The 13,845-nt window shown below is 64.0% G+C and carries 12 protein-coding genes; 4 read left to right on the top strand and 8 right to left on the bottom strand.

The window, feature by feature from the left end; translation table 11 throughout:
* Positions 1-11 precede the first annotated feature (11 nt).
* The 6 genes from NXY83_RS08115 to dinB all read right to left on the bottom strand — a co-directional run bounded on the left by NXY83_RS08115 (position 12) and on the right by dinB (position 6,434).
* Complete coding sequence (locus NXY83_RS08115; protein WP_258805573.1) at positions 12-1,805, bottom strand: peptidoglycan D,D-transpeptidase FtsI family protein; 1,794 nt, start codon at positions 1,803-1,805, stop codon at positions 12-14.
* A gap of 47 nt (positions 1,806-1,852) precedes the next feature.
* On the bottom strand, positions 1,853-2,590 hold the full coding sequence (locus NXY83_RS08110) for a hypothetical protein (protein WP_258805572.1): 738 nt from the start codon (positions 2,588-2,590) through the stop codon (positions 1,853-1,855).
* A complete protein-coding gene (gene rsmH / locus NXY83_RS08105) occupies positions 2,587-3,579 on the bottom strand; it encodes a 16S rRNA (cytosine(1402)-N(4))-methyltransferase RsmH (protein ID WP_258805571.1) in 993 nt (330 codons plus the stop codon). Before rsmH ends, NXY83_RS08110 begins: the two co-directional genes overlap by 4 nt.
* A 168-nt stretch (positions 3,580-3,747) precedes the next feature.
* Positions 3,748-4,176 carry a division/cell wall cluster transcriptional repressor MraZ gene (mraZ, locus tag NXY83_RS08100; protein ID WP_009358613.1) on the bottom strand — a complete coding sequence of 143 codons (429 nt, stop codon included), beginning with the start codon at positions 4,174-4,176 and terminating at the stop codon, positions 3,748-3,750.
* Positions 4,177-4,558: 382 nt separating this feature from the next.
* Positions 4,559-4,933, bottom strand: a complete 375-nt coding sequence (locus NXY83_RS08095; protein ID WP_258805569.1) for a DUF3040 domain-containing protein — start codon at positions 4,931-4,933, stop codon at positions 4,559-4,561.
* Between the two features lie 265 nt (positions 4,934-5,198).
* Complete coding sequence (gene dinB / locus NXY83_RS08090; RefSeq protein WP_258805568.1) at positions 5,199-6,434, bottom strand: DNA polymerase IV; 1,236 nt, start codon at positions 6,432-6,434, stop codon at positions 5,199-5,201.
* Between the two features lie 74 nt (positions 6,435-6,508).
* Here dinB and NXY83_RS08085 point away from each other — a divergent pair, with 74 nt between their 5' ends.
* Together NXY83_RS08085 and NXY83_RS08080 are read left to right on the top strand one after the other, a co-directional pair.
* Entirely contained in the window at positions 6,509-7,036 is a 528-nt protein-coding gene (locus tag NXY83_RS08085) for a hypothetical protein (RefSeq protein ID WP_258805567.1), read from the top strand.
* Complete coding sequence (locus NXY83_RS08080; protein ID WP_258805566.1) at positions 7,033-8,127, top strand: polyprenyl synthetase family protein; 1,095 nt, start codon at positions 7,033-7,035, stop codon at positions 8,125-8,127. Before NXY83_RS08085 ends, NXY83_RS08080 begins: the two co-directional genes overlap by 4 nt.
* Positions 8,128-8,134: 7 nt before the next feature.
* On the opposite strand, the gene NXY83_RS08075 is transcribed toward NXY83_RS08080, so the two are convergent.
* Positions 8,135-8,488 carry an Rv2175c family DNA-binding protein gene (locus NXY83_RS08075; protein ID WP_258805565.1) on the bottom strand — a complete coding sequence of 118 codons (354 nt, stop codon included), beginning with the start codon at positions 8,486-8,488 and terminating at the stop codon, positions 8,135-8,137.
* 241 nt (positions 8,489-8,729) lie between these two features.
* Between NXY83_RS08075 and NXY83_RS08070 the strand changes: the two genes are divergently transcribed.
* A complete protein-coding gene (locus NXY83_RS08070) occupies positions 8,730-10,097 on the top strand; it encodes a lytic transglycosylase domain-containing protein (RefSeq protein ID WP_258805564.1) in 1,368 nt (455 codons plus the stop codon).
* 104 nt (positions 10,098-10,201) lie between these two features.
* Entirely contained in the window at positions 10,202-12,337 is a 2,136-nt protein-coding gene (locus NXY83_RS08065) for a protein kinase domain-containing protein (RefSeq protein WP_397427574.1), read from the top strand.
* 31 nt (positions 12,338-12,368) lie between these two features.
* On the opposite strand, the gene NXY83_RS08060 is transcribed toward NXY83_RS08065, so the two are convergent.
* Positions 12,369-13,760, bottom strand: coding sequence for a class II 3-deoxy-7-phosphoheptulonate synthase (locus tag NXY83_RS08060; protein WP_258805563.1), 1,392 nt, complete (start codon positions 13,758-13,760; stop codon positions 12,369-12,371).
* Positions 13,761-13,845: the final 85 nt, after the last annotated feature.

Raw genomic sequence — 13,845 nt, 5'->3', positions numbered from 1 at the left:
ATGCCGGGGTGTTACTTGGCGAACTGGGGCAGTCTGGCCGGTTCGCCGGTGGATGGCTGGACGTTGTAGGTCCGCAGTGCCTGGCTCATGACCGACCGGAAGACCGGCCCCTGGGTAATCCCGTAGATGCTGCCTTTCGGCCGCTGGAGTACCACCTCCACAATAAACCGCGGATCGTCCATCGGTGCCATGCCCACGATGGAGGCGGTGTACCCGCAGAACCCCGCACCGTCGTCGCACGGGGACTCCGAGGTGCCTGTCTTTGCGCCCACCCGGTAGCCGTCGATGGCCGCATCCTTGATCTGGCCTTCGGTAACGGCGCTTTCCAGGATGTCCTGGACCTGTTGGGCTGTACTGTCCGAGACGACCTGCCGGGAGGGCGCGGCCGGTACTTTTTCCTCGGTCCCGTCAGGAGAAATGTAGGAGTCGATCAGGCGCGGCTGGAGCATCACGCCGTTGTTGGCAACCGACTGGAACGCCCGCACGGTCTGCAGGGTGGACTGGGAGACGCCCTGGCCGAACAGGACAGTGTATTCCTGGCGCCCGTCCCACTGCTCCCACGGCGTCAGGATGCCTGACGCGGTAGCCGGAAGCCCGACATCCGGCGCCTCGCCGATTCCAAATTTCTTCAGCCACTCATAGCGCTGTTCCTTGCTCAGCCGTTGCCCGGCCATCACCGTGCCGGTGTTCATCGAATAGCCCAGGATCCCGGCGAGGGTGCGCTCCTCCGTCCCGTGGGCAAAGGAGTCGCTGAAAGTCTGCCCGTTCACCGTGTAGGTGGGCCCCAGGGTGAAGGTGTCCAGGGGGCCGGCCTTGCCTTCTTCGATCAGCGCAGCCACCGTCATCATCTTTTGCACGGAGCCGGGTTCGTATGCAGCGGTAACGGCGCGTACGCCGCGGTCCTTGGCTGCCACCCGGCCTGGATCGTTGGGGTCGGGGGAATTGGTGTCTGCCATCGCTACCAGGTCGCCCGTCTTGGCGTCCATCACGATGATGACGCCCCATTCGGCACCCAGTTTGTCCGACTGGCTTTGGATCGCCTGCTGGGCGAAGTACTGCAGGTCGGAGTTGATGGTGAGCTTCACATCCTTGCCGTCTTCCGGCGGGGTCAACTCGTCCACACCGACCGGAATCCTGAGGCCGTCGGCGCCGATCTCGAACAGCCGCTCACCGTCCTTGCCTCTCAGCAGTTCGTCCTGGGTCTGTTCGATGCCTGCCTGGCCGGTGGTGCCGTCCTTCAGGAAGCCGATAATTCCGCCGGCCACCGACCCGTTCGGGTAGACGCGCTTGCTGATGCCCTCGGTGACGATTCCGGGAATCTGGAGCTTCGAGATACGGTCCTCAACATCGGGCTTCACGTCCTTGGCCACGATGTAGTAGCGCGAGTCGCCCGTAACGGCTTCTTCGATGGCGTCCTTGTCCATCCCCAGGACCGCCGCCAGTTCCGTGAGCCCCTGGTCTCGGGAAACGTCCACCAGTTTTTCTTTGGACTCATCCAGCCGCTTGAACGTTTCGGTCTTGGTGTTCAGCCTTTGGTCAACCACCACGTTGTAGCGGATAACGCTGTTCGCCAGGACTGTTCCGCTGGAATCCAGGATGCTGCCGCGTTCGGCGGGAAGGACCGTCTGGGTCATCCGCTTGTTTAGGGCTGCCTCGGCCATTCCCCCGACATCCAGGCCCTGCACAAGGAACAGCTTGCCGCCCACCACCAGCAGGAGGGTGAGCATAATGCCCAGCCCGAGGCGCAACCGCTTGGTGGGGTTGGGCACCCTGCCGTTTGCTGCCTTGCCGGTCCTCTGCGTCACCCTGGAATTCCTTGCTGCTCGACCCTGTTGCCCGTCAGACCTGCTTACTACTGCCCGGGCACCCTTTGCTGGGGCACGGGCACGGTTCCGCCGTGGAGTTCAGCAGGGGGCACCTGCGGGGCGGCCGCTGCCGCTGCCGGCGTCCCGCCCGGCGCAGCTGGTGTGGCCGGTCCCTGGCCGGAAGCGCCGTCGGCTGGAGTCTTGGGGGCGGGAGTTCCAGCGGCGGGAGCCGCCGTGGAAGCTTCCGCGGCAGGCCGGCGGTTCGCAAGGGGCTCACCTTTGGTTGCCGGCGGAACCACGATGAGCTGCCCGGCCACTGCCGGAGCAGGGATAACGGCGCCTTCGGAGCCTCCCTTAACTGCCGGCGTTGCCTTGCCCGTGACGGACAGGGTGGAAAGGTCGATCTGGCCTTTGACGGTGGATGCCACCATGCCCAGATCCTTCGCCTTCGCAGCCAGGTTCTGCGGAGCCTCGAAGTTCTGGACCTGCTGGGTAAGGTCCTGGTTCTGCTTGGTCAGCGTGCTTTGCCGCGCGCGCAGTTCCACCAACTGGTACTGCGCGGTGGAGACCGAGATATTCAGGACCAGCACAGCGACCAAGGCCACGGCAAGCATGGCAAAGCAGAGCACAACGAAGGGGGCGCGGCGCTTCCGGGGTGCTGTACGTACCACCGAGAGCGGGGTGCGGCTCTTCCGGCCTGCACCCGGAGCACCTGCGGGAAGGGTCCCCCGGACCGCCGAACTGCCTTCAACGACGGGAAAGTTCTTGACGGCAGCGGTGCTCATGCAGCTCTCCTGGCTCTGATTCGTTCTGCCGCACGCAGCCTTGCTGAGGCTGCACGCGGATTTTCGGCGATTTCGACGGCGGTTGGCACCTCAGTGCCCTTAGTCAGGGTCTTCAGCTCCGGCTTATGTTCTTCCAGCTCTACGGGGAATCCGAGCGGAGCGGAGGACTTGGAACGCGCCTGGAAAACGCTTTTGACGATTTTGTCCTCCAGTGAGTGGTAGGACATCACCACGATGCGTCCACCCATGGCCGTGGAATCCACGGCTGCGGGCACGGCGCGTTCGAGCACGTCGAGTTCTTCATTGACCTCTATCCGCAAGGCCTGGAAGGTCCGCTTGGCCGGATGCCCTCCGGACTTGGCTGCTCCGGCCGGTACCACCGAACGGATCTGTTCCACCAGCTCGCCAGTTGTAGTGAACGGCTTGACGGCGCGGGAGGCAACGATCCTGTTCGCGATGCGTCCGGCGAACTTTTCTTCACCCCATTTACGGATGATCCTGACCAGCTCTTCTTCGCTGTAGTTGTTGACAATGTCAGCGGCAGTCTGGCCACGGCTTGTGTCCATGCGCATGTCCAGGGGCGCATCAAAAGAGTAGGCAAAGCCGCGTCCACGTTCATCGAGCTGGAGTGAGGAGACCCCGAGGTCCATCAGGATTCCATGGGCTTCCTGCACGCCGAGGTCGGCAAGGACGTCCTGGATTTCGTCGTAGACGGCATGGACCAAATCGGTACGTGCGTTGAACGGAGCCAGGCGTTCTCCAGCGAGTGCAAGGGCTTCTTCATCCCGGTCAATCCCGATGAGGTGGAGGTCGGGAAACCGCTGGAGCATCGCTTCCGAGTGTCCCCCCATTCCCAAGGTTGCATCGATTGCCACGGGGGTTTCACCGCGGAGCCTGGCCGCCTCGAATCCGGGGGCCAATAAATTGATGCACCGGTCCCGAAGAACCGGTACATGGCGTTCGGACGTGGGCTTGGGTTGTTCGTTCACGCCTCGTCCTTTCTCGCCGTCGTGGTCACCGTGCTTGCTTCTTAGGCCAGATCCCCATCCGCGCCTATCGTCCCGCCCGCCTGGCTCCGGGGAAGTGAGCCAGGTTGGCCAGCCGATGGGCCGGCTGGAGATCTCGTCCAAGAAGCTCCCTGTTGGCCTTTCCGGTATTCAGAGAATGCCCGGAATAGGATCATCAGTTTCCGAGAAGGCTGTTTCCTTCTCAGCGAGGTATTCATTCCAGGCCTGGGCGTCCCAGATCTCGGCCCGGGATCCTGCGCCAATGACGGCAAGCTCCCTACCGAGGCCTGCGTACTCCCGGAGCGCCGGTGGAATTGTCACGCGCCCCTGCTTGTCAGGTACCTCATCAGAGGCTCCAGAGAGAAAAACGCGGATGTAGTCACGGGCCTGCTTGGAGGAGATTGGCGCCTCCCGCATTTGCTCATGGACCCGTGCAAATTCCTTCTCGCTGAAGACGTAGATGCAACGTTCCTGGCCCCTCGTAAGCACCAGCCCGCTGGCAAGCTCCTCCCGGAACTTCGCGGGGAGAATGATCCGCCCCTTTTCATCCAGACGCGGCGAGTGAGTGCCCAGAAACACTGGCCCACCGCCTGTCCGCCGTCAGGAACTGCACATCCCCTATGTTGCAACCACCCTCTTATGTCCTCCACATTACTCCACTTTCCCCCACAGTCAACGCATAGCGGCCCCTTCGGAAGGTCCGTTGTGGGAACGAAGGCTGGAAAACGCGCTAAAACGCGGGGGTGGTGGAGAGTGGAGGAGTTTGGCGTGTCCCGGGTCCTGGAAGGAACACCCAACGTTCAGCCCACGCAACTGGCAGCGGTTGCGCCGGGACGATTGAGGCAGGAATGGGATGAAAGCGGGGATTAAATGCGAAAAGACCCCCAAAGGGGGTCTTTTCGCAACGCTCCCCTGCCGGGGGGTGCAAAGTGGAGGGGCCGGATCCGGCTGGAGCGTGGAGCTACTGTTCGCCCCTGCGCCTCTCGTCCCAACGCTCCTCAAGGCTGTTCATAAATGAACTCCGTGGTTTGCCGGACTTGCCGTTGCCGGCCTTGGCGCCCGGTTTTGCCGTCGTTGAACTGCGCATGGTGGCAAAGTACACACCGCCGCCCATGACGATAAATCCCAGGACCCCAACAAATATGTTCTGCAGCGTCACTCCGACCAATAACAGGAAGACGCCTGCAAGGGCGCAGAGGACGCCTATCACCACATGCCTGGTGGACCATGAACGTCCGGGGTCGGACCCCATGGAACTCGCAAACTTCGGGTCGTCCTCGTGAAGCTGCTTCTCCAGCTGCTCAAGCAGCTTCTGTTCGTGCTCCGACAGCGGCATCACGACCTCCTTTTGTAGGCCAACGTCCGGGCTGATTCCCAGCCACAACTTCTGCACCGTTAACGACCGTTATGCCTTTGAGGTTCCCGCTCCGCCAACATCGGCAAAAGCTGGAACCTGGCATGCAGTCACCGGAGCGGGAGCATGTCCAAGAGGGTCCGGCAGTAAGTCCAGTCACTCAAAAACTATGTACCTCTAAGGATAGTTTGTTCACGGCCGTTCTGAAAGACGGCAATGACTTTCGAGGCAGCCTCCAGGACGGCTGTCAGGCCGTTTGACCGCCACCACTTCCGGGCTCCATCAGCCTTGCAGGCAGGACGGACTTACTGCCGAATTTGCGCGTGACTTCATCCAGCGCCTGCTCTGCCGCACGCCAGTTATCATCCCGCCGATCGATGCTCAACTGGAGCGACGTCCTGGCAGCGTCTTCAAGCTGCTCCGCCCTCACCCCCACCAGGCGCACCGACATGGCACGGGCGCCGACAGAATCCAGCAGCTGAAGAACCACGGCATAGATGAGCTGGGCACTGTCCACCGGAGTCTGCACTGTGCGGCTGCGGGTGATCGTGGAAAAATCGGCGAAACGGAGCTTCAGGGCAATGGTCCGCGCCACCATTCCTGAGCTGCGCAGCCGGGCGGCGGTGCGGTGGGACAGGCGAAGCAGTTCCCGGTGGAGAAGGGCATCGTCCGTGGTATCCACGGCGAAGGTTTCCTCAGCCCCGATGCTCTTCTCCAGCCGCACCGGAGTCACCGGCCGCGCATCGATTCCCCAGGAAAGCTGGTAAACATGCTCTCCGGTGGCCCCCAGCATTCTTCGAAGGGCAGAAACCGGTGTTGCCGCTACGTCCGCCACAGTCCGGATGCCCATCTTGGCCAGAGCCTCCCCGGTCTTCGCGCCAACGCCCCAGAGCGCACCCACCGGCAGGCTGTGAAGATAGGGCACGGTCTCGTCAGGCCCAATCAGGAGCAGGCCGTCAGGCTTGCAGCGGGTTGAGGCGATCTTGGCCACAAACTTGGTCTCGGCTATGCCTACTGAGGCGGTGATGCCCAGCTCAGAGACGACCTGCCGGCGGATCAGCTCACCAATTCCCTTGGGGGGACCCAGCCGGCGAATGGCGCCGGTAACGTCGAGGAACGCTTCGTCCACGCTCAGCGGCTCGACGAGTTCAGTAACCGATTCGAAGATCGCCATCAGCTGACCCGACACCTCGTAGTACACCTTGTGGCGCGGTTCAATAATGACCGCCTGCGGGCAAATCCTGGTTGCGACCGCCATGGGCATGGCGGATTTGACGCCAAAAGCCCTGGCTTCGTAGGAAGCGGACAGGACAACTGAACGCTCCCCCGGAAAACCAACGATGACCGGTTTGCCACGGAGTTCAGGCCTCGTCCGAAGCTCGACCGAGACGAAAAAGGCATCCATGTCCACGTGCATGATGCATCTGCGCCGGCGGCCCGGGAGGCGCGCTGCGGCTGGCTGGTTCTTACCTTCGGGCCCCACGGCTGCAATCCTATCCGTTGGGACTGTCTAAACTGGAGGCTGCATCCGGCATCAATACCAGGAGGAAAGTCCCTGTGACGGTCTTTGGAAACCTCAAGCCCGCTGGCTTGGCCGCTCTCGCTGCCGGCGCAGCCCTGGCCATGGCGGCTTGCAGCCCCACCCCGTCAGCGACATCCGGGTCCGGTTCCTCCGCTTCCACGCCGGCGGCCACCCAGGCCACCATGACTGCCTCGGCCAGCCCCTCAGCTTCGCCCAACATCTCCGCCACCGTGGGCGCCGTGGTGGAGGGGTTCCCCCAGCAACTGTTGCCGCTCATGCCGGGGGGCACGGTCGTTTCGAGCAGCTTCGACAAAGCGTCGGCGCCCGCAACGGCTGCCCTCGTGGCCACGGTGGCGGCCCCCACCTCTGCCGTCATCGATTTCTACACCAAAACCCTTGAGTCCCAAGGCTTCAAGGCGGTGCCCGGCGACGCTGTTGGGGCAGTGGCTTCCAAGGACTTTGTCCGCGGCGACAACGAGACAGTGAACCTCTCCGTCGTGGAAGCAGCGGGAGTCGCCACGTACACCATCGGCGCCAACGTGGCAGCTGAGTCAGCCAAGTGACCCCCGCGGAGCAACTGAGGCACGAACAGGCGGACTTCGTTGCCGCGGTGGCCGGTGAATTGACTGCGTTCCTGGCGTCGCGGCAGTCCGTCATGTCTGCCATTTCTCCTGACATTGATCCCATCATGGGTTCCATCTCCAACCTGGTGACCGGAGGCAAGCGCCTTCGGGCACTTATGTGCTACTGGGGCTGGCGCGGCGCAGGCGGCGAGCCAGATGCCACGGAAGTGGTCACCGCAGGGGCCGCCCTTGAACTGTTCCAGGCGGCCGCACTGATTCATGACGACATCATCGACCGGTCAGACACCCGACGGGGAGGACCGAGTGTCCACCGCCGGTTCAGCCAGTTGCATGGATCCCAGGGCTGGGCCCTGGACAGCGAACGGTTCGGCCAGGCGGCAGCAATCCTCGCGGGCGACCTCTGCCTGTCGTTCAGCGAGGAGGCCTTCACGGACATCGGGGAGCGGGCAGCCTCCGGCAGCAGGGCGAGGCTGATCTTCAACCTCATGCGGGCGGAGGTCATGGCCGGGCAGTACCTCGACATCCTTGAGGAGGTGGCGGGCCCGGTGCGGGACCGGGCAGGCGCCGTCAGCCGGGCCCAGTCGATCATCCGCTTCAAGAGCGCCAAGTATTCCACTGAGCATCCGCTGGCCCTGGGCGGAGCCCTGGCGGGAGCTTCCAATGAACTGCTTCGCGGCTACTCCGCGTTCGCGCTCCCCCTGGGCGAGGCTTTCCAGCTTCGCGATGATGTGCTGGGCGTCTTTGGCGACCCGCTCACCACCGGAAAGCCGGCCGGGGACGATCTGCGCGAAGGCAAGAGGACCGTCCTGATCGCCCTGGCGCTTGACCAGGCCTCGGCTGCTGAGTCCGGGTTCGTCGATGCGAGGCTGGGCCGTCAGGACCTGTCGGACGAAGACATCCGGGAGATCCGGCGGATTATCGAGGAATCCGGGGCGCTGCAGGCCACGGAGGTCCTTATTAACGAGTTCGGTTCGGCGGCGTTCGAGGCCCTCAAGGCCCTGCCGCTCGACGAACTGCCGAAAACCGCCCTGCGGAGGCTGGCTGAGGCGACAGTCAGCCGAGCCTCCTAAGGCTCTGCTACCAGGCCAGGGTCTGGGCCCGGCGCCTGATCTCGGTCTTGCGCCCCTCACGCAGGGCGTCGATGGGCCGGCCGCGCAATGATTCGTCTGCCGTAAACAGCCAGACAATAAGGTCCTCATCGGAATACCCTGCGTCAGCCAGCACCACTATGGTGCCCTTCAGGCTGTCTACGACCTGGCCGTCCTGGATGAATTCCGCGGGCACGGACCGGATATTGCGTTCTCCTACCCGTACCGCCGCCAATGCGCGTTCATCAATAAGGCTATGGACCCTGGTGATGGAAACATTCAAAAGGCGGGCGACGTCGGGCAGGGGCAGCCATTCGCCCACAAGGTTTTCTACATTACTCACGGATCAAGGTTGCCATGGCGTGCACCCTGCCGCCTAGTCGATGCGGCTTACCCCGCCCCTGACCTGCAGACACTCCGCATATGTTTCCTTGCAGCCGATCGATGAATTCTTGTGCTATTTCCGAATTCGTGAGAGATTCACATTGTTCACCCTCGTAACAGCAATAACTTAAGTAACAGTAGTATCAGGAATGTCAGCGGCATCCCCGTCCGCACCCGCAGTTGAGAAGAGGATTCTTTCCATGACGATGTCCCGCTCGCCCAAGCAGCCCCCGAGGCCGAGTCTGCCGATGATTGCCGCCACCACTGCGGCGCTGCCCGCGGTCGTGATGTCATCCCTGGCCCTCGCCCAGCCTGCGGCAGCAGAACAACCGGCCCGCGCCGTTCCTGCAACCCTGGCCGCGGCAATGAAGGCACAGGCTGCCCAGGCCACTGCGACAGTCATTCCGGCGTCTTCCGTATCCACCACCGTCCCTGCCGCCTTCAAGCCGGCACAGCCTTCCGCGCCTGCGGAGTACACCATCGCCCGCGGCGATACGATCAGCGGCATTGCCGGGAAGTTCGGGCTGAACACCGGCGAAGTCCTCAAGCTGAACAACCTCCAGCCGAACACCATCATTTATCCCGGACAAAAGATTAAACTTTCCGGTGCCCCTGCCGCGCCCGCAGCCCCTGCCGCAGCTCCGGCACCTGCAGCTGCACCTGCCGGAGGCGCAACCTACACTGTGAAGTCCGGCGACACGCTGGGGGCCATTGCTGCCCGCCACAACGTGAGCCTCTCCGATGTCTTCAGCTGGAACAACCTCAACATGCGCTCCATCATCTATCCGGGGCAGAAGATCAAGGTTGGTGGAGGGCAGCCCGCGCCGGCTGCGCCCGCTGCAGCAGCACCGGCTCCATTGGCGAACTCTTCCGCTACGCCCGCACCCTCCACCGGGTCTTACACCGTCAAGGCCGGTGACACACTCTCCGCCATCGCGTCACGTCACGGCGTCAAGCTCTCCGAGCTGCTGTCTGCCAACCGGATGAGCATGACCTCTGTTATCTACCCGGGCAACAAACTGGTTATCCCAGGCGCATCGGGCCAGGGCGCCGCCCCGCAGCCGGCAGCCACCGTCACTCCGCTCGTGCCCAGTACGTTCCTTGGGTTCAGCTACCCCGCGGCCGTGGTCAGCTCGGCCAATGCGAACAAAGCGCTGCTGAACGCGTCGCCGGTGCCGTCCCGCGCCGAAATGCGGAACATCGTGGGCGACACGGCCCGCCGCATGGGCGTGGATCCCTCGCTGGCCCTCGCCTTTGCACACCAGGAGTCAGGCTTCGACCAGCGCGCGGTCTCCCCCGCCAACGCCATCGGCACCATGCAGGTGATCCCCACGTCCGGCCAGTGGGCGTCTGACTTGGTGGGACGGAAATTGAACCTCCTGGACCCGTATGACAACGCGACCGCGGGCGTGGCGATCATCCGCCAGCTCCTGGCTACCAGCAAGGACCAGGACACGGCAATCGCCGGCTACTACCAGGGCCAGTATTCGGTCAGCAAGTACGGCATGTACGACGACACCAAGGCCTACGTCGCCGCCATCAAGGCACACCAGAAGAACTTCCGCTAGTCCCTGCCCGCCTGAAACGGCCGAGGCCATCGAGACATTTTGGGCACGGGTCCGAACCGGTTACCGGTTTCGGACCCGTTTCGTTGCGGGCTTAGGATCGAAGGGTGCAGGATCACGTGTCTGACCCTTTTGCAGGAACGCTGGTGGACAACCGCTACGCCGTCCGGTCCCGGCTGGCGCGCGGCGGCATGTCCACGGTCTACCTGGCGGTGGACCAGCGGCTGGAGCGGGAGGTTGCGCTGAAGGTGCTCCACCCGCACCTCGCCGCCGATGAGAGCTTCCTGGGCCGGCTGGGGCGCGAGGCCAAGGCCGCAGCCCGGTTGTCGCATCCGCACGTAGTGGGTGTTCTGGACCAGGGCAACGACGGCAATACGGCATACCTGGTCATGGAATACATCAAGGGCCATACCCTCCGTGACGTTATTAACGACAAAGGCGCCCTTCCGCCCCGGTTGGCCCTGGCACTCATTGACCCCGTGGTTGAAGGCCTGGCTGCTGCCCATGCCGCAGGCTTCATCCACCGCGATGTGAAACCCGAAAACGTCCTGATCGCGGACGATGGCAGGATCAAAATCGGGGACTTTGGCCTGGCTCGTGCGGTCTCGACGTCCACGAGCTCCGGAACCCTGCTGGGAACAGTTGCGTACGTCTCCCCCGAACTTGTCCTGGGCAAGCCCGCGGACGCCCGGAGCGACGTTTACTCCGTTGGCATCATGCTGTTCGAAATGCTCACCGGACAACAGCCGTTCGACGGCGAGGTCCCCATCCAGGTTGCCTACCAGCACGTCAACGGGACCGTGGGGCCACCTTCCGCCCTGGTCCCTGGTTTGGCCGGCGAAGTTGACGAGCTCGTGCAGTGGTGCACTGCGAATGATCCGGAAAACCGGCCGGTGGACGCGAATGCGCTGCTTCAGGAGCTGCGCCACATCCGAACCAACCTGACGGACTCCGAACTGGATCTGCATCCTCCGGGGGCTGTGGCCGGCAGCGCAATGGTTCACGGTGACCCCGGGGCCATGGCCGCCGTCCAGGACGGTGCGGGGTCCCGGAACCGCACGGAGTTCATTGCACGGAGCAACAATCCGACCACCATAATGCCTTCCGGCCGGCCGGCCCCACCTCCTTACGTCCCCGGGCAAGGGCGCGGGGAGGACGTGCGGAGCGAAGGCCCTGCAGCCGTGCGTGGAAGTGGAAGCCACGTTCTCACACCGCCGGGTGAGGACGTGGAAGAGCCGTGGTCTCCCCCGCCGAAGCTGCCCAGCAAGAGGGCGCAGCGAAAAGCCGAGAAGGAAGACGGGAAAGCCCGCGCCCGGGCTGCCGCCACGCCGGCCCGCACCCTTCGCGAGGGCAATCCCCGCCGGCGGGGCGCCCTATGGGTGGTTGTCCTGGTCCTCGCGGCCCTGCTGGCCACGGGAGCCGGATGGTTCTTCGGCATGGGTCCGGGTGCTGCCGCCACTATTCCCGAGGTAGCAAACAAGACCGTGGCCCAGGCCCAGCAGCTCCTGAGCGACGCCGGGTACAGGTCCACTACCAGCGATGTGTTCGACGACGACGTCCCGACCGGTCTGGTGGTGGGCAGCGAACCGGAGGCCGGGACGGAAATCCGTAAATATCAGCCGGTGTCCCTGTTTGTCTCGAAAGGGCCCCAGCTCTTCCCCCTGCCGGAGCTGACAGGCGGCACTCTTGAGGAAGCCAAGGACTCCCTTAACGCTGCCGGCATGGCCCTTGGCGCCGTCACGGAAGAGTTTAACGAGGAAGCCGCAGCAGGCGTTGTCCTGTCCCAGGAGCCGGCCGCCGGCACCCCTGCCCGCCGCGGCACACCTGTGGGAATGGCGGTTTCCAAGGGACCCCAGCCCATCCAGGTTCCTTCCGTGGTTGGGCAGGACGAGGCCGCCGCCGTGGACGCCATCGAGGGTGTTGGCCTGACGGCGGAGGTGGCGCGCGAGGAGGTGTTCCACAGGAACATTCCAGAGGGGGCGGTCGTCAGCCAGACACCGGCCAGTGGGACACTGACCCGTGGCGGGACAGTAACGCTGACCATCTCAAAGGGTCCCAGGATGGTGGAAGTGCCCAGCTACATCGGCCGGCAGGCCACGGAGGCCCGAAGGGCCCTGGAGGCCCTGGGCTTCGAGGTGCGGGTCAACAACGTGCTGGGCGGCTTCTTTGGAACTGTGCGGGCCCAGGATCCGGTGGACACCGAGGTGCCCGAAGGTTCAGTGGTTACCCTGACGGTGGTGTAGGCGGAGGCACCGCCCACACCACCTGCCAGGATCAGTGCCGGGCGAGCGCGCCGGCTACCAGGAAGGCCATTTCCAGCGACTGCATGTGGTTCAGCCGCGGATCGCAGACCGACTCGTAGCGGTCGAGGAAAGCGTCCTGGTCAATCGGATCGGCACCGCCCAGGCATTCCGCCACGTCGTCGCCGGTCATTTCGACGTGAAGCCCGCCGGGGACTGTTCCCAGCGCGTGGTGCACCTCGAAGAAGCCGCGCACCTCGTCGATGACGTCGTCGAAGTTCCGCGTCTTGTAACCGTTGGGGGACGTAACCGTGTTGCCGTGCATGGGGTCGGTAACCCACAGCACCTGGGCGCCGGACGCGGTGACCTTCTCGACGATGGCGGGCAGCTTTTCGCGGATGTTGCCCGCACCCATGCGGGTAATGAACGTCAGGCGGCCCGGCTCGCGTTCCGGATCCAGCCTGTCGATCAGGCGCAGGGCATCGTCACCGGTGGTGGACGGACCCAGCTTGACGCCGATGGGGTTACGTACGCGCGACAGGAAGTCCACATGGGCGTGGTCCAGTTCCCGGGTCCGCTCGCCGATCCACAGGAAGTGGGCCGACGTGTCGTACGGGAAGCCGGTACGGGAGTCGATCCGGGTCAGTGCGCGCTCGTAGTCCAGCAGGAGGGCCTCATGGCTCGCGAAGAATTCGACGCGCTTGAGGGCCTCGAAGTCGGCACCGCAGGAAGCCATGAACTGGATGGCACGGTCGATGTCGCGGGCCAGCGACTCGTAGCGGGCATGGGCCGGGTTTTCGGTGAAGCCCTTGTTCCACTGGTGCACCGAGCGCAGGTCCGCGAAACCGCCCTGGGTGAACGCCCGGATGAGGTTCAGTGTGGAAGCGGACGTGTGGTACGCGCGGAGCATGCGTGCGGCATCGTGGCCACGGGACTCAGGCGTGAAGTCGTACCCGTTGACGATGTCGCCGCGGTAGGCGGGAAGTGTAACGCCCTCACGTGTTTCGTCATTGGACGAGCGGGGCTTGGCGAACTGCCCGGCCATCCGGCCCATTTTGATGACCGGCATCGCCGCACCGTAGGTGAGCACTACCGCCATCTGGAGGATGGTCTTCACGCGGGCGCTGATCTTGTCGGCCGTGGCGGCCTCGAAGGTTTCGGCACAGTCGCCGCCCTGCAGGAGGAACGCCTTTCCCTGTGCCGCAGCCGCAAGGCGTTCGCGCAGCACGTCGACCTCGCCGGCAAACACCAGCGGGGGCAGCACGGAGAGTTCCTTCACCGAGGCGTCGAACACCTCCCGGCTCTGCCAGCTGGGCTGCTGGGAAATGGGAAGGTCCCGCCAGTCGTCAAGTCCGGGATAGTTGGCCGCTCCGCTCTGGGCGGTGCTGGACAGCGAAAAGGCGGGTTTTGCAGATAGCTCAGTCACCCTCTAAGACTAACGGCAGCGCACGTGCGCTGGACACCGGACCGTCACGGTAACTCCGGTCGGCGTCACAACTGCAGGCCGGAAG

The sequence above is a fragment of the Pseudarthrobacter sp. NS4 genome, from assembly GCF_024758005.1.
GTDB lineage: Bacteria > Actinomycetota > Actinomycetes > Actinomycetales > Micrococcaceae > Arthrobacter.
Note: the sequence above shows the minus strand (reverse complement) of the source record. Positions and strands in the feature narration are given on the sequence as shown.